This is a genomic window from Cellvibrio sp. UBA7671 (assembly GCA_002483145.1).
In the GTDB taxonomy this organism is placed as follows: Bacteria; Pseudomonadota; Gammaproteobacteria; order Pseudomonadales; family Cellvibrionaceae; genus Cellvibrio; species Cellvibrio fibrivorans.
This window is the reverse complement of sequence record DLHJ01000014.1, coordinates 528541-545252: the sequence shown is the minus strand read 5'-3', so window position 1 is coordinate 545252 and position 16712 is coordinate 528541. Positions and strand designations below refer to the sequence as shown.

Below are 16712 nucleotides of genomic sequence, written 5' to 3'. Positions count from 1 at the left end.
CTGCACCTTGTCGGCAAGAATTCGAATAGCGGTTGACGCTATGAGCGGGGACTTAGGTCCCCGCGTTGCTATTTCAGCCTCTCAAAAATTTTTAACACAATTTCCTGATGTGGATTTGCTGTTGGTTGGCAATGAAACCCAGCTTCTTTCTTTGTTTTCCCAATCCCAAAAATTACACGAGCGGATTTCGCTGGTGCATGCTGCTGATGTGGTCAGCATGCATGATGATCCTTTGCTGGCACTGCGTCAGAAAAAAGATTCTTCAATGTGGATGGCATTGGATTTGTTACGCAACAATGACGTTGATGCCTGTGTGAGTGCGGGCAATACAGGAGCATTGTTGGCTATAGCAAAATTCCTGATTAAAACCTTTCCAGCTATTGAGCGCCCGGCTATCTGTAAATCCATGCCTGTGGAAGCAGGAAGTACCTATTTATTGGATTTGGGCGCTAATATTAATTGCCCTCCGGACTACCTTCATCAGTTTGCGTTGATGGGAAGTGTCTTGGCTGGTGCGTCAAGTGAAGTATCTCCGCGTGTTGCACTCTTGAATATTGGCACCGAGCAGCAAAAAGGGACTGATACGTTAAAAGCTGCACAATTACTTTTGCAAGAAGATCCGCGCATTAATTATGTCGGTTTTGTCGAAGCAAATAGCATTTTTACCGGAGCGGTAGATGTTATAGTTTGTGATGGTTTTCACGGCAATATTGCATTAAAAGCCAGCGAAGGTGTCGCACTATTTATCGCAAATAAAATTTCAAAGATTGTAAAACAAAATTTATTTAATAGATGTTTGAGTCTGTTGGCGCTGCCTTTACTTAAGCGCTTACAGCACGAGTTGAATCCATCGGTATATAATGGTGCAAGTTTTCTAGGGTTGCAAAAAACTGTCATTAAAAGTCATGGCGGCGCAGATGAAAAAGCATTTTTACAGGCACTTGTTGTGGCGCGTGAACAAGTTATCCATAAAGTGCCTGCACGAATCCAGCGGGTGTTGTGTGAAGCTGAAGGCATTGCTAAAGCTTAGTAAAATCTACATTTCTAAAAATTTAATGTTCCCCAAAAAGAGAAGCGTTTAATCATTATGGCTAATCAACATCTTGCTTTTGTATTTCCGGGTCAGGGCTCGCAAAAAATTGGCATGCTGGCAGAACTAGCGGCCGAGTTCTCAATAGTAGAAAAAACTTTTTCTGAGGCATCGAGTGTTCTGGGTTACGATTTGTGGGCGTTAGTTCAAACCGGCGCGCAAGACGAAATTAATTTAACCGAGCGCACCCAACCGCTTTTGTTAACGGCGAGCGTTGCAGTATGGCGTGCGTGGCAAGAAAAAAATGGTAGTCAGCCTGCGCTGATGGCTGGCCATAGTTTGGGTGAGTGGTCAGCGTTGGTGTGCGCCGGCGTAGTGGAATTTAAAGATGCAGTAAAGCTAGTGCAGCAGCGCGGAAAATTTATGCAAGAGGCTGTTCCTGCAGGGCAGGGTGCTATGGCCGCGATTATCGGTCTTGATGATGCTTTGATTCTTGATGCCTGCAAAAAAGCAGAGCAGGGTGAAGTGGTTGCTGCAGTGAATTTTAATTCACCTGGTCAGGTTGTTATTGCAGGTTCGGCATCGGCAGTAGAGCGTGCGAGTGCTCTCTGCAAAGAAGCTGGTGCAAAGCGTGCATTGCCTTTGCCAGTAAGCGCGCCGTTTCATACTGAGTTGATGCGTCCCGCAGCAGAGCGTTTGGCAGAACAAATTATCGCAACGGTTTTTTCTGTGCCCAAAACGCCTGTTGTTCACAATGTGACAGCAGAAACTGAAGTGAATCCGGAAAAAATTAAAGCACTAATGATCGAGCAAATTTATAGTCCTGTTCGTTGGGTTGAATGCGTTAATGCTATGTCTGAAAAAGGAATTACAGCTACGCTGGAGTGTGGTCCAGGCAAGGTGCTTTCTGGTTTGAATAAGCGCATCAAAGCCGAACTAATAACAACTTCAGTTGAAAAGCCGGAAGAGTTGCAGGCAGCTTTAATCAGTTTTGTTTAGCTAATTGAATATTCCATTTTTTTAATCTGTTTTTAGTTTTCTACTTTCTAGATTTTTATAAGGGAACGATAAATGATGAACCTGAATGATAAAGTTGCATTGGTTACTGGTGCCAGCCGCGGTATTGGTGCAGCTATTGCTGAGCAGTTGGGTAAGGCGGGCGCGATTGTGATCGGCACTGCTACCAGTGTCTCAGGTGCGGAGAAAATTTCTGCGCGTTTTACCGAGCTTGGTATTCGCGGTGCTGGTAAAGTATTAAATGTAACCGATGCTGATTCTGTTACGACTTTGCTGAAAGAAGTGGGTGATGAATTCGGTGCACCTGCAATTCTGGTTAACAACGCCGGCATCACTAAAGATAATTTGTTGATGCGCATGAGTGATGAAGAGTGGTTTGATGTTATCAATACCAATTTGAGCGCAATTTATCGCCTGAGTAAAGGTGTGTTGCGCGGTATGATGAAAGCCCGCTGGGGACGCATTATTAATATTAGTTCGGTTGTGGGTGCAATGGGTAATCCAGGGCAATCCAATTACGCCGCAACCAAGGCTGGTGTCGCCGGTTTTGCGCGCTCTTTGGCCGCAGAGGTGGGTTCACGCAATATTACCGTGAATACCGTTGCGCCAGGTTTTATCGATACCGATATGACTAAAGTGTTGCCAGAAGAGCAAAAACAACAGCTCTTATCCCGTATTCCATTAGGGCGTCTTGGTGCACCTGAAGAGATTGCTTCTGTTGTTGTTTTCCTCGCCAGTGATGCGGGTGCTTACATCAGTGGAGAGACAATTCACGTCAATGGCGGCATGTATATGGCGTAATTTTTTGCTTATAACTTGTTGTTTTTTATGGGTTATATTCTAAAAATCAAAGAAATTTGCCTCTTGGCATTACAACAACCTGAAAATCGATGTAAAATGCGCGACGATTTTGACCGGAACGCTCGACTCAGCTGTTTTTTGGCTTGATCAGTCAGGTGTTTCGAACATATAACCACTAGGAGTTACATAACATCATGAGTAGCATTGAAGAACGCGTAAAAAAGATCGTTGCTGAGCAACTGGGTGTGAAAGAAGACGAAGTTAAAAACGAAGCTTCTTTCGTCGAAGATCTGGGCGCTGATTCTTTGGATACCGTAGAGTTGGTAATGGCTCTCGAAGAAGAATTCGAAACTGAGATTCCGGATGAAGAAGCCGAGAAAATCACTACCGTTCAATTAGCTATCGATTACATCAATGCCAATCTGGCATAACCTGCTTGTTTGTAGTTATTTAACCGGCAGCTGATACCTGTTTTCGAAAAGCCGTATTATTGCAAAATAGTACGGCTTTTTCTTTTGCCGCAAGGCATTGTCCAATCGTATTTTTCGATTTCTTACGAATCACCAAGATAGTTGGGGTGTTGCTTGTTGCACTCAATCATCTTTCGCAGGAGAACCTCAATCGTGTCGCGTAGAAGAGTTGTAGTTACTGGTCTGGGTATGATCAGTTCACTGGGTAATACCGTTGCAGATACTTGGCATGGCATTGTCAACGGGAAAAGTGGTGTGGCAACTATTTCCCACTTTGATGCATCGGCTTTTACCACGCAATTTAGTGCATCGGTGAAAGGTTTGGTGGTGGATGATTATTTCCCCGGCAAAGAAGCACGCAAAATGGATCCATTTATCCAATACGGCATGGTTGCTGGTATTCAGGCAATTCGCGATTCTGGATTGGAGATTGCTGAAGCCAATGCCGGACGAATTGGTGTGTCGATTGGTTCAGGTATCGGTGGCATAGGAACCATTGAAGAGGGTTCATCTACGCTTGAGCACAAGGGGCCGCGCCGAATCTCCCCGTTTTTTGTGCCCAGCGCCATCATCAATATGATCTCAGGCAATTTGTCGATCATGTTTGGGTTGCGCGGCCCAAATATTGCTATCACAACTGCTTGTACAACAGGTACGCACAGTATTGGTTTTGCCGCGCGCATGATCCAGTATGGCGATGCGGATGTGATGGTGGCCGGTGGTGCAGAGATGGCAACCACACCATTGGGATTAGGTGGTTTTGCTGCTGCACGTGCGCTTTCAACACGCAATGATAATCCGCAAGCTGCAAGCCGCCCCTGGGATAAAGATCGCGATGGCTTTGTACTTGGCGATGGTGCCGGTGTATTAGTGTTAGAAGAGTACGAACACGCGAAAAAACGCGGTGCGAAAATTTATGCCGAGCTGATTGGCTTTGGTATGAGCGGCGATGCCTATCACATGACCTCACCACCAGAAGACGGTTCAGGTGCAGCAGCCTCTATGCGCAATGCAATTCAGGATGCGGGCATATCGCCCGAGTTAATTCATTACATCAACGCTCATGGAACCTCAACACCTGCTGGCGATAAGGCGGAGTGCCAGGCAGTGAAGTCGGTTATGGGGGCGGCGGCGGCGCAGGTCGCTGTAAGCTCTACCAAATCCATGATTGGGCACTTGCTGGGTGCTGCGGGCGCAGTTGAGGCGATATTCAGTGTGTTGGCGATTCGCGATCAAGTTGCGCCGCCGACAATCAATTTGGATAATCCGGAAGACTCCTGTGCGGATCTCAATCTGGTACCGCACACAGCGCAAGAGCGCAAAATTGATGCAGTGTTGTCCAACTCTTTTGGGTTTGGTGGCACTAACGGCTCGTTGATTTTCCGCAAGTTGTAATTCTTGTTTATTTTGAGTTAAAAAATGGCGCCGGACTGGAGACAGTCCGGCGTTTTTGTATAGACTCCACCTATGTCAATCAATCTGCCCCTGATCAGCGTCAACGGTATACTCGATTCGGCCATATCGCCACTTGATCGAGGTTTTTCCTATGGTGATGGTGTGTTTGAAACCTGCCGTTATAGCCGGGGCACGATTCCGCTTTGGAGCTACCATCGCGAGCGTTTGTCGCGTAGCGCTGAGCGATTAAAAATCCCACTCAATGAGAGTTTATTGGCGCAGTACCTCGATGCCATGCTGGCGTATCTCCGCAATGCGAATATCGCACACTCAGTGGTAAAAATTATCCTGACCCGTGGTGTTGGTGGGCGCGGCTATCGTCTGCCTGATCAGATTGTGCCAACCTATTGCATTGGTATTTTTCCGTGTACTCCATTACAGACTGAGCAATACCGAAATGGAGTTGCTGTGCGTATTTGCGATTTGCGCCTGTCGCAGGCGCCAGCATTGGCGGGCATGAAACATTTAAATCGCCTTGAACACATTCTGGCGCGTGCAGAGTGGCAGGATGAATTTGCGGAAGGTCTATTGCTTGATGCACAGGGCAGGGTTGTTGAAGCAACGGTCAGCAACCTTTTTGTGGTAAAAAATAATCAGTTGTATACACCAGATTTATCCGCTGCCGGTGTTGCTGGCGTTATGCGCCGCACCATTACTGAAAAATTGGCGCCCGCGCTGGGATTGGCTTGCCAGATCGTGAATATGGAATTGGATTTTGTGCGCGGGGCCGATGAAATATTTCTGTGCAATAGTGTCTATGGTATCTGGCCGGTAAATATGTTGGTCGATGACCGGCAATCAGTGACTGCAACGCTCACTAGTTACAGCAGCCATCAGATTACCCGGACCTTACAGCAACAATTAGCGCACTTGCTGGGCGAATAACAACGAATCCCTTATGAGCAAAAAAATATCGTTTACGGTGAAGTTATTGGGCGTGGCGGGGGGAGTTTTTCTTGCTGCTTTTTTGAGCCTTTTGGCGGTGTGGTTTTATGTACAGAATTGGTTGAAAACGCCACTGCAAATATCGGATGCAGGTTATGTCTATGAATTAAAGCAGGGCCAATCCCTCGGGCATTTGGCCAATGATATGGGTGTGGCTGGTGTATTAAAACATCCGCGTTTATTGCGCCTTTATGCGCGGTTGAATGACGCCAACAAAGTTCATGCAGGCGAGTATTTTTTCCCGCAGGGCACAACGCCGGAAAGCTTGCTACAAAAACTCATTAAGGGCGATGTGATTTTGTATCAAGTCACTTTTGTAGAGGGGTGGACGGTAAAGCAGGCGCTGGTTGCATTGGAAAAAATGGATAGCATTGATCACCTACTTGCGGGTAAATCTTCTGCTGATCAGTTGGCATTATTAGCGCTGCCGGTGAAAGATCTGGAAGGGTGGATTTTTCCTGACACCTACAGCTTTAGCCGCAATACGTCGGATGTGGAAATTGTGCAAAATGCCTATCGTAAAATGCAATCTCTGCTTGAGGTTGAATGGGCAAAGCGTGCATCAAATTTACCTTATAAAAACACTTATGAAGCCTTAATCATGGCTTCGATAGTTGAGCGTGAGACCGGGCATCACAGTGAGCGTGACCAAATTGCCGGTGTTTTTGTCCGCCGCTTGCAACAGGGCATGAAACTGCAGACTGATCCGACGGTGATATACGGTATGGGCGACAATTACAAAGGGCGTATTACCCGTAAGAACCTCGAAGAGCCGACAGCTTATAACACCTACGTGATCCCGGGATTGCCGCCCACACCAATATCCCTTCCCAGCGCGGCTTCGATCAAAGCGGCGCTCAATCCAGCGCCGGGCAGGGCGCTCTACTTTGTCGCCAAAGGCGATGGCACCAGCGAGTTTTCCGATACGCTGGATGCACACAACCAGGCGGTCAGGCGCTATCAGTTGAACCGGCGCAGTGATTATCGTGCGGCACCGCCATCTGCAGTGGAAAATTGAGTGTTTTTTGCGCGTTGCGCGCTATTTTTCGCGGTATGAAAAGCGCCCTCGACTCAGTACAATAGCCCCAATTCTCGATGACCACCCCTGATCTACGATCACACCTAACGGATTTATTTATCCTATGAGCGACAATCATTCAACGATTGGTACTGCCGATACTGACAGTACAGAAGTAAAAACCAAACCTTTGCATTTTATCCAACAAATTATCCGCAAAGATCTGGAGCAAGGGCAGCATAAAAAAATCGTCACGCGTTTTCCGCCCGAGCCTAATGGTTATCTGCACATCGGTCATGCCAAATCTATCTGCCTGAATTTTGGTATGGCAGAAGAGTTTGGTGGTGCTTGCAATTTGCGCTTTGACGATACCAATCCTGAAAAAGAAAACGAAGAATTCGTTAATTCCATCAAGCAGGATGTAGAGTGGTTAGGTTTTAAATGGGATGGTGCTGTGCGCTACACATCGGATTATTTTGATCAGTTGCACGCATGGGCTATTCATTTAATCAACAATGGTTTGGCATTTGTTTGCGATTTAACGGCAGAGCAAATGCGTGAGTATCGCGGCACATTGATTGAGCCGGGTAAGAACAGTCCATTCCGCGAGCGCAGTGTGGAAGAAAATCTCGCGCTGTTTGAAAAAATGCGCGCGGGAGCCTTTGAGGAAGGTGCTTGCTCACTGCGCGCAAAAATTGATATGACATCGCCCAATATTAATTTGCGCGACCCCATTATTTATCGCATTAAGAAGGCTCATCATCATCAAACCGGTGACAAATGGTGTATTTATCCTTCATACGATTTTGCCCATGGTCAAAGCGATGCAATTGAAGGAATTACCCACTCCATTTGCACCCTTGAATTTGAAGACCATAAACCGTTGTACGATTGGTTTATCCAACACTTGCCCGTGCCAGCGGTGCCGCGCCAATATGAATTTGCGCGCTTGAATATTAATTATTCGGTAACCAGTAAGCGTAAATTAAAACAATTGGTCGATGAAAACCATGTGGATGGTTGGAATGACCCGCGCATGCCGACTATATCCGGTATGCGTCGCCGTGGATTTACACCCGCTGCGTTGCGCGATTTTTGCGAGCGTATCGGCGTTACCCGCTCGGACGGTATTGTCGATGTTGGTGTGCTGGAATTTTGTGTGCGCGATGATTTGGATAAAAACGCGCCGCGCGCTATGTGTGTGTTGAAACCTTTGAAAGTGACGCTCACCAATTATCCAGCTGAAAAAGTGGAAACCTTGAATGTGCATAATCATCCCAACCGTGATGATTTAGGTGATCGCACGATTCCATTTACGCAAACCGTATTTATTGAGCAAGAGGATTTCCGCGAAGAAGCCAATAAAAAATACAAGCGTTTGGTCACTGGTAAGCGTGTACGTTTGCGTGGAGCATATGTAATTGAAGCTGATGAGGCGATCAAAGATTCTGCTGGCAATATTGTTGAAGTACGTGCACGAATCATCGAAGGCACCTTGGGTAAAGATCCTGCGGATGGTGTAAAGCCCAAGGGCGTTATTCACTGGGTCTCGGCAACCAATCATCTTGATTGCGAAGTTCGTTTGTATAACCGTTTATTTACCGATGAAGCTCCTGATGCCGGTGGTAAGAATTTCCTCGATTGTATTAATCCTGAGAGTTTGGAAATTCTGCAAGGCTGTAAAGCAGAAATCAGTTTGGCCGGTGCCATTGTTGGCAATAGCTACCAATTTGAGCGTCAAGGTTATTTCTGTTTGGATAGTAAATACAGTACCGCAGCAAAGCCCGTATTCAACCGTACCATCAGTTTAAAAGACAGCTTCGGCAAAACAGAAGATCAGGAATAACATGCTACAGATATACAACACACTCACACGCCAAAAAGAAATTTTTAAACCGATTCACCCGGGCAAGATTTCTATGTATGTCTGCGGTATCACCGTGTATGACTATTGCCATATTGGTCACGCGCGAGTGCTGGTCGCTTTTGATGTTATTACCAAATTCCTGCGTAGTCAGGGTTGGGATGTTAGCTATGTACGTAACATTACTGATATCGACGATAAGATTATCAAGCGCGCCAATGAAAACAGTGAAGAGTTTTCTGCGCTGACTAAACGCTTTATCGATTATATGCACGAAGATGAAGCCCGCTTGGGAATTGCTCGCCCTGATATTGAGCCGCGTGCAACAGCCTATATTGATCAAATTGTTGATATGAACAAAACGTTGATCGACAAAGGATTTGCTTATGCAGCTAGTAATGGTGATGTGTATTACCGCGTAACGCGCTTCGCCGATTACGGCAAGCTCACCAACAAAAACGTTGATGAGTTATTGGTTGGTGCGCGCATCGAAGTTGATGAAGTCAAAGAAGATCCCCGTGATTTTGTTTTGTGGAAAGCCGCGAAGGCAGGAGAGCCTGCATGGAAATCCCCTTGGGGAAATGGCCGTCCCGGTTGGCATATTGAATGCTCCGCGATGAGCAAAAATTGCTGCGGTGAAACGTTTGATATTCACGGTGGTGGTCCCGACTTGCCATTTCCGCACCATGAAAATGAAATCGCCCAAAGTGAAGCGGCTAACGGTTGCAAGTATGTCAACTATTGGATGCATGCTGGCGCCGTGCGTGTTGATGGCGAAAAAATGTCGAAATCACTCGGCAACTTTTTCACCATCCGCGATGTGTTGGAAAAGTATCATCCGGAAGTGGTACGCTTTTTACTGGTCAGCAGTCATTACCGTAGCCCCATTAACTATGCCGAAGACAATTTGATTGAGGCGCGTAGTGGACTTGAGCGTTTTTATGGCGGCTTGCGCGATTACGCTGATATTGCTCCTCTGTCATTGAATGAGATCCAGTCGAGCGCTTATTATCTCGCATTTGTTGAAGCCATGAACGACGACTTCAACACCCGCGTTGCTTTAGCCGGTATGTTTGATTTGGTGCGCGATTTGAATAATGCCAAAAACAACCCGGAGCTGGCCAAAAATCTCGCTGGTCAGTTGAAAGCATTAGGATTGATTTTGGGTGTATTGCAAGAAAATCCAGAGGTGTTTTTGCAAGCGGGCGGCTCAGATCAAATCGCAGCTGATGATGTTGAGCGTTTGATTGCTGAGCGTATTCAGGCAAAAAAAGACAAACAATATGCACGTGCCGATGAGATCCGCAAAGAATTGCTTGCTGCCGGTGTGGTGTTGGAGGATTCCCGCGATGGCACTACACAATGGCGCCGTGAATCTACCTGAGTTAATGAGCGATTATGAAAGCAGAATTATTTAACCAATATGCGCTTCATTGGGCGGGTGGCTTTTTATTGATTTATGTATTGGCGCAGTTACTTGTTGCCAAACATCCGCGCTTTCAGTTTTTATCGCCCATTCAAAAGAGTGTGTTGGTAAAACTGATAGCGATTGGTGGTTTTGGTTTGGCCTATGTGCTCGTGCAGTTTGTAATTGCATGAGTGTGATGCAACCGGACGCACATTTGCTTACGGCAGCGGCCGATATTCGGTTGGCATTTTTCGATATTGATGGCACGCTGCTTGATTCGCACGGACAAATTCATCCCCAACTTTATCCTGTGATTGCACGATTGAAATCCAAAGGAATAAAAACGGCGATTGCATCAGGGCGCCCCTATTTTGCAGCGCGTTTCTTAGTGGATGAATTAGGCATTAGCGATGCAGGTATGTTTTATACCGGCGCGCATTTATTTGATCCTTGTGCGCAACAGACATTGCTTGAGGTGCCTTTGCCAGTTGCTGATGCACTGGCTGTTGTGCAGTCTGCGCAAGCATTGGGTTTGTATGCAGAGGTCTATACACCAAGTGGTTTTTATGTGCAGGAGCAGACTGAAATTAGCCGTGTGCATGCTGCGCACCTTCGTGTAAATCCTGAAGTTGACGATTTGCTTACTGTGGTGAGCCGCAGCAGCGTTTCCAAGTTGTTGGTGGGAGTTAATCGCGCAGTTAACGACGGTAAAATCTCGCTACTAGAAAAACAGTTTCCGCAGTTGATTTTTGCGCGTGCTTACTTGGTGGCATATCCTGATTGGCAATTCGCCAGCGTCATTTCTGGTGCTGCAACCAAACAGCGTGCGTTTGATTGTTTATTGCATCACCATCAGTTGAAACCCCATCAAGTTATTGCCTTTGGCGATGCAGAGTCGGATATGGATTTTCTGCAGATGGCGGGTATTGGTGTTGCCATGGGTAATGCCAATCAAAATGTAAAATCTGTCGCTGATTGGGTAACTAAAACTGCTGATGAGGCAGGTGTCGCTTTCGCCTTAAACCATTTAAATCTCTAGTATAAATCCGGTCTTAATATGATTTTTCGCAGACTATTCAAACACCGTGGCTTGGGCGTAAACCTGATTGCCGGCTTCAGTTTTTTGATGCTGGCGGTGTATGGCTGGGGCTTGGATTGGGAAGACTTGGGTGGCTATTTACTCGTTATCCTTGTATTCCTGGTCGGCTTGATTGGACTTGCTGCTTTGCTGGGTTGGTTGTTGCGCAAGTTTATGAGTCGCGGGGAAAATACTTATCCCGCAGCCACTACTAAGATTGATGAGGATCACGATGAAAAAGAACAGAATAACGAAGATCAGCAAACGAAACGCGATTAGAAGCTACACCCGGTTTAATATAACTTCCAGCACCAGCTTGCTGCCAAAATAAGCGAGCATCAAACAGATAAATCCTGCCAGTGCCCAGCGAATCGCTTTAGTCCCGCGCCACCCCATTTGATGGCGTCCCCACAAGAGCAACGCATAAATAAACCAGGCACTGAGTGCGAATACGGTTTTATGCACGAGGTGCTGCGCGAACATATCTTCCAGAAAATAAAAACCTGACAGTATTGCCAGCGTCAGTAATATTTCACCTACCCACAACAATTCAAACAGTAGTGATTCCATCGTTTGCAGCGGTGGCAACAAGCGCGCATTTGCTATGCGGCTTTTGTTTTTAAGGGCATGGTTTTGGTAGGCCAATATCAATGCCTGCAAGCTGGCGATCGTCAGCAAGCTGTAAGCGAGTATGGAGAGGATAACGTGCGCAGCGATGGTGTAGCTGAGTGAGTGTTGCCATTCGGGATTAGTGGCAGTAATGGAGGCGATAACGGATATTGCAGAGAGTGGGAACAATAATAAAAACAGATTATGCAATTCTTTTTTCAGGCTGCTAATTAGTACAATCGCGTTAATTACCCAGAAAATAAGCGATGAAGCGGAGAATAAGCTGAAGTTCAAACTGCTTCCGTTCACGCTGATACCGTAAACCCCTATGCCGTGAGCAATAAGTCCCAATGCTGCAGTGCTGAGCAGCTGCGATGGCTGAAAGGATTTTTGACGCGCGAACTGGCTGCCAAAATAAATGGCTGCGGCGGTATAGATAAGAATGGCGATCAGGTTGGCGCTTAGGGTTATCATACTGATAGGGCTGGTCCGTAGGGTGTTTTCATAGGCTAAACCAAGGCCGCAAGTGTGTCACAAGGTACCCTTAAAGAGAAGGGTAGATGAGAAGAGTCCTTATTACGCAAATCGCGGTAGGCGTCGGGATTCTGTAGGAGATTGCACCAATTACACTGGCTTTGGGGGTATAATCGCCGCCACTTTTTATGGGCTGGGCTCGGAGTAATCCACTGGGTTTGACCCGCCGCGAATCAACCGTTTGTTCGAGACAGGCTATGTTTGAGAATCTAACCGACCGTTTATCCCACACGCTGCGCAGTATCACCGGCAAGGCGCGCCTTAGTGAAGACAACATTAAGGATGCGTTGCGCGACGTGCGCAAGGCGTTGCTGGAGGCAGATGTTGCGCTGCCAGTTGTTAAAGCATTTATCGACCAGGTGCGCAGCCGCGCTCTGGGCCAGCAGATTAGCAAGGCGCTAAATCCCGGCCAGCAATTTATCAAGATCGTTGAAGCTGAGCTGATTGCGACTATGGGGCAAGCGAATGAATCGCTGAACCTTGCCCAACAGCCACCCGCTATTGTTTTGATGGCAGGTTTACAAGGTGCAGGTAAAACGACCTCGGTGGCCAAGCTTGCGCGCTTTTTGAAAGAGCGGGAAAAGAAAAAAGTCTTGGTGGTCAGCGCCGACGTATATCGTCCGGCGGCGATTCAGCAATTGCAAACTTTGGCGGCAGAAGTGGGTGTTGAATGTTATCCATCCACCGGCGAGCAAAAGCCGCTTGATATTGCGCGCAATGCGATTGATCACGCGAAGAAACAATTCTTTGATGTGTTGATTGTAGATACCGCTGGTCGTCTTCATATCGATGAAGACTTGATGACTGAAATCAAGGACCTGCACGCTGCGATTAACCCGATTGAAACCCTGTTCGTGATCGACGCTATGATCGGTCAGGATGCAGTGAACACCGCAAAAGCATTTAATGATGCGCTGCCATTGACTGGTGTCATCCTCACCAAAGCTGACGGCGATGCGCGCGGTGGTGCGGCGCTTTCTGTACGTCACATCACTGGCAAGCCAATCAAGTTTTTGGGTATGGGCGAGAAGGTTGATGCGCTCGAGCCTTTCCATCCTGACCGTATTGCCTCACGCATTTTAGGTATGGGTGATGTGCTCTCGCTGATCGAACAAGTTGAGCGTACAGTTGATAAAGAGAAAGCGGAAAAACTGATCAAGAAAGTCAGCAAAGGTCAAAAATTTGATCTGGAAGATTTGCGCGATCAATTGCAGCAAATGCAAAACATGGGCGGTTTACCCTCAATGCTGGATAAGTTGCCTGGCCTTGGCAACGTAGCGCAAATGGCGCAGACCGCCAACATGGGCAAGCAGTTTAAAACCATGGAAGCGATTATTAATTCCATGACCCCGGAAGAACGCCGCAATCCGGATGATTTAAGTGGCTCGCGCAAACGCCGTATTACCGCAGGTTCGGGCACACAAATTCAGGATCTCAACCGTTTGTTAAAACAGTACAAACAAATGGCAAAAATGATGGGCAAAATGAAGGGCGGCGGCATGCAGAAAATGATGCGCGGTATCGGCGGTATGATGCCGGGCGGCGGTGCAGCACATGGCGGTGTTTTACCCCCGGGCTTCCGTAAATAAATTTTGATCCATCTAATAAAAAACCCGCTACCAGCGGGTTTTTTATTGTCTGTAGTATTTAAAAGGTGTCGCCCTGAAGTGTTGCGACTAATGTGCGGCTACCGCCATGGTTGCGATGCTCGCACAGATAAATTCCTTGCCAGATTCCCAGGTTTAAACGTCCATTGGTGATGGGAATATTGACGCTGGCGCCAAGAATGCTGGCTTTTAAATGTGCGGGTAAATCGTCACTACCCTCATCGTTATGCAAGTAATAAGGCTCATCTTGTGGCACTGCGCGGTTAAAAAAGCTTTCAAAATCCTTGCGCACGGTTGGGTCGGCATTTTCGTTAATGGTTAGCGATGCGGATGTGTGTTTAAGCAGAATATTCAGCAGGCCGATTTTATAGCTCGCCAGCTCAGGTAACTGCCGCAAGATTTCATCGGTAATCAAATGAAAGCCCCGGGTGCGAGCAGTTAAACTGAATTCTTTTTGTGTCCACATGATTAATTGCTTAGGATTTTTTTTGTTAATGCTTGGTTATCAAATTGAATACCACTCCAACCATATTGCATAAAATTGCGAATGTTTTGATGATCTTGGGCATCGGGATGTTGTAATACATCGACGCGGTAATAATCGCCAAAGCAGGCGAGTGTTTGCTGTTCGGTTAATTCGTGTAATTTAGCAAACGAAAATAATTTGCAAGAGCCTGAATTTTGCCCGGCTTCATTTTTTATCGATCCATTTTGGAATGCTGTAGGTGTGAACTCATAATGGGCCTCGATAACGGCAATGGTATCGCTAAATTGGATCGTGTCTGGTGCTGAGTTAAGTGTCGCAAAAAAAGTATTGAGAGTCATATCGGTTCACCAGTAAGTAAAAATGCTAAGTATTTTACCCACACTATGGACAAAATAATAATTGTTATTCCTTTGCTGGTTGTTCGACTGCAATTGCGCTATGGTTGCACTATATCCACAGAATTTGTCAGTGAATGCCATGGCGAAAAAACGTCCTATTTATATTCCCTTTGCTGGTCCTGCATTGCTGGAAGCACCGCTGTTAAACAAAGGCAGTGCCTTTACCCAGCGTGAGCGGCAGCAGTTTAATCTCGAGGGTTTGCTGCCCTATAACATTGAGACAATTGAAGAGCAGGAAGCGCGGGTTTACCAGCAGCTCTGTTCATTTGAATCACCGATCGATAAACATATATATCTGCGCAATATTCAAGATACCAACGAGACAGCGTATTTCCGCCTGGTAACTGATCACCTCACAGAGATCATGCCGCTGATATATACCCCTACCGTAGGGTTAGCCTGCCAGCAGTTTTCCAAAATATATCGACGCAAACGCGGCTTGTTTATTTCCTATCCTGATCGTGACCGAATCGAGGATATGCTGCAAAACGCAACTAAACAAAATGTCAAAGTGATCGTCGTTACCGATGGCGAGCGTATCCTAGGGTTGGGTGATCAAGGCATCGGCGGTATGGGTATTCCTATCGGTAAGCTTGCGCTCTATACAGCCTGCGGAGGTATCAGCCCGGCCTATACATTGCCCGTAACGCTCGATGTCGGCACCAATAATCAAGCACTGCTGGATGACCCTATGTATATGGGGTGGCGTCACCCGCGCATCACAGGTGATGATTACTACCGGTTTGTCGATGAGTTTATGCAAGCAGTTAAGGTGCGCTGGCCAAATGTGCTGCTGCAGTTTGAGGATTTTGCACAGGACCATGCGACTCCACTGTTGAATCGCTATCGCGATCAACTCTGTTGTTTTAATGATGACATCCAGGGTACTGCAGCTGTTGCGGTCGGTACCTTGATTGCGGCCTGTAAAACGAAAGGTGAAATGCTAAGAGATCAGCGCATCGTGTTTGCGGGTGCAGGTTCGGCTGGATGTGGAATTGCAGATCAAATCGTTAAACAAATGAAAGCAGAAGGCGCGAGCGATGCGGAAGCGCGCAGTAAGATTTTTTTGATTAGCCGCGATGGATTGTTACAGCGCAATATGCCGGATTTATTTGATTTCCAGATTCCCTTTTGTACTCCTGATGATGTGGTGAGCAGTTGGACATTGGCGCACAGCCGCATTGATGGCGCCATCAATTTATTGGATGTGGTGAGCAATGCGCGGCCTACGGTATTGATTGGAGTTTCCGGTCAGGCGGGTTTGTTTACCAAGGCGGTTGTCGAAGCAATGCAGGTAAATTGCGAGCGGCCATTGATATTGCCACTCTCAAACCCAACCTCACAGGCAGAAGCGCAGCCGGTGGATATTCTGCGTTGGACATCCGGTAAGGCAATGGTTGCAACCGGCAGCCCATTTCCACCCGTTCACATGGGGGAGCAGCTCGTTGAGATTGCCCAATGCAATAATAGTTACATTTTTCCGGGCATTGGTCTGGGAGTTATCACTGCCAAGGCAGCACGCATCACGGATAATATGATGATGACTGCGAGCAAAGCATTGGCTGATGCATCGCCCGCTGTTCAGTTCGGGGCGGGGGCTTTGTTGCCGCCATTGGGTGACATCAGAGAGGTGAGCAAATTGATTGCTAGAGCGGTCATTTTGCAGGCGATAGCCGATGGGGTAGCCTTGCCGATACCTCACGATGTTATTGATGAAAAAATCGAAAAGAATTTTTGGCAGCCTGAGTATAGGGAGTATCGGCGCACCTCTTTTTAGGGCTAGAGGTGATTACCTGATTCGGCGAATAATATATGCAATGACCCGATTGGCTCTTCTATGCTAGGCTTCTGCAGAGATTGTAAGAAATAGCGACACATCAATCCGATAGCCGAGAGTGTGTGATTCTAATTGGATTTGTCGAAGGAAAGGGGTGACAACTGGTCATGTTGACCATAAAATCGCCACACAAGTAAAAAATGATGACTTCTGC

At 46.9% G+C, this 16712-nt stretch carries 17 protein-coding genes; 14 read left to right on the top strand and 3 right to left on the bottom strand.

Translation table 11 applies throughout. From position 1 onward, the window contains the following. The first annotated feature begins 7 nt into the window (after positions 1-7). From plsX to B4E62_RS14105, 12 genes are all read left to right on the top strand, one after another. The gene (gene plsX / locus B4E62_RS14160) at positions 8-1030 is read left to right on the top strand and encodes a phosphate acyltransferase PlsX (RefSeq protein WP_331352486.1); all 1023 of its coding nucleotides are present in this window, start codon (positions 8-10) and stop codon (positions 1028-1030) included. Positions 1031-1087: 57 nt separating this feature from the next. Next, entirely contained in the window at positions 1088-2029 is a 942-nt protein-coding gene (gene fabD / locus B4E62_RS14155) for an ACP S-malonyltransferase (protein WP_331352485.1), read from the top strand. Between the two features lie 75 nt (positions 2030-2104). Further along, positions 2105-2848: a 3-oxoacyl-ACP reductase FabG gene (gene fabG, locus B4E62_RS14150; protein WP_331352681.1), complete on the top strand. Its 744-nt coding sequence runs from the start codon at positions 2105-2107 to the stop codon at positions 2846-2848. 194 nt (positions 2849-3042) lie between these two features. After that, positions 3043-3279: an acyl carrier protein gene (gene acpP / locus B4E62_RS14145; protein ID WP_007640684.1), complete on the top strand. Its 237-nt coding sequence runs from the start codon at positions 3043-3045 to the stop codon at positions 3277-3279. A gap of 192 nt (positions 3280-3471) precedes the next feature. Further along, positions 3472-4713 carry a beta-ketoacyl-ACP synthase II gene (gene fabF / locus B4E62_RS14140; protein WP_331352484.1) on the top strand — a complete coding sequence of 414 codons (1242 nt, stop codon included), beginning with the start codon at positions 3472-3474 and terminating at the stop codon, positions 4711-4713. Positions 4714-4785: 72 nt separating this feature from the next. Next, a complete protein-coding gene (gene pabC, locus B4E62_RS14135; protein WP_331352483.1) occupies positions 4786-5658 on the top strand; it encodes an aminodeoxychorismate lyase in 873 nt (290 codons plus the stop codon). 13 nt (positions 5659-5671) lie between these two features. Then, complete coding sequence (gene mltG / locus B4E62_RS14130; protein ID WP_331352482.1) at positions 5672-6736, top strand: endolytic transglycosylase MltG; 1065 nt, start codon at positions 5672-5674, stop codon at positions 6734-6736. 124 nt (positions 6737-6860) lie between these two features. Next, positions 6861-8582 (top strand): glutamine--tRNA ligase/YqeY domain fusion protein, encoded by a 1722-nt coding sequence (locus B4E62_RS14125; RefSeq protein ID WP_331352481.1) that lies wholly within the window; start codon positions 6861-6863, stop codon positions 8580-8582. Between the two features lies 1 nt (position 8583). Next, positions 8584-9984 (top strand): cysteine--tRNA ligase, encoded by a 1401-nt coding sequence (cysS, locus tag B4E62_RS14120; protein ID WP_331352480.1) that lies wholly within the window; start codon positions 8584-8586, stop codon positions 9982-9984. A gap of 14 nt (positions 9985-9998) precedes the next feature. Then, entirely contained in the window at positions 9999-10199 is a 201-nt protein-coding gene (locus tag B4E62_RS14115; RefSeq protein WP_331352479.1) for a hypothetical protein, read from the top strand. After that, positions 10196-11047, top strand: coding sequence for an HAD family hydrolase (locus tag B4E62_RS14110; protein ID WP_331352478.1), 852 nt, complete (start codon positions 10196-10198; stop codon positions 11045-11047). The genes B4E62_RS14115 and B4E62_RS14110 overlap by 4 nt, the downstream gene beginning before the upstream one ends. Before the next feature lie 18 nt (positions 11048-11065). Further along, positions 11066-11365 (top strand): hypothetical protein, encoded by a 300-nt coding sequence (locus B4E62_RS14105; RefSeq protein WP_310070040.1) that lies wholly within the window; start codon positions 11066-11068, stop codon positions 11363-11365. 3 nt (positions 11366-11368) lie between these two features. On the opposite strand, the gene B4E62_RS14100 is transcribed toward B4E62_RS14105, so the two are convergent. After that, positions 11369-12169 (bottom strand): cytochrome C assembly family protein, encoded by an 801-nt coding sequence (locus B4E62_RS14100; RefSeq protein WP_310070042.1) that lies wholly within the window; start codon positions 12167-12169, stop codon positions 11369-11371. Between the two features lie 257 nt (positions 12170-12426). Between B4E62_RS14100 and ffh the strand changes: the two genes are divergently transcribed. After that, the gene (ffh, locus tag B4E62_RS14095; protein ID WP_331352477.1) at positions 12427-13818 is read left to right on the top strand and encodes a signal recognition particle protein; all 1392 of its coding nucleotides are present in this window, start codon (positions 12427-12429) and stop codon (positions 13816-13818) included. Between the two features lie 58 nt (positions 13819-13876). Here ffh and B4E62_RS14090 read toward each other — a convergent pair whose 3' ends face one another. Together B4E62_RS14090 and B4E62_RS14085 are read right to left on the bottom strand one after the other, a co-directional pair. Next, positions 13877-14302 (bottom strand): secondary thiamine-phosphate synthase enzyme YjbQ, encoded by a 426-nt coding sequence (locus B4E62_RS14090; protein ID WP_331352476.1) that lies wholly within the window; start codon positions 14300-14302, stop codon positions 13877-13879. A 2-nt stretch (positions 14303-14304) separates the two neighbouring features. Beyond that, on the bottom strand, positions 14305-14661 hold the full coding sequence (locus B4E62_RS14085; RefSeq protein WP_331352475.1) for a HopJ type III effector protein: 357 nt from the start codon (positions 14659-14661) through the stop codon (positions 14305-14307). Between the two features lie 100 nt (positions 14662-14761). Between B4E62_RS14085 and B4E62_RS14080 the strand changes: the two genes are divergently transcribed. Then, positions 14762-16498 carry an NAD-dependent malic enzyme gene (locus B4E62_RS14080; RefSeq protein WP_414633266.1) on the top strand — a complete coding sequence of 579 codons (1737 nt, stop codon included), beginning with the start codon at positions 14762-14764 and terminating at the stop codon, positions 16496-16498. The last annotated feature ends 214 nt before the right edge of the window (positions 16499-16712 follow it).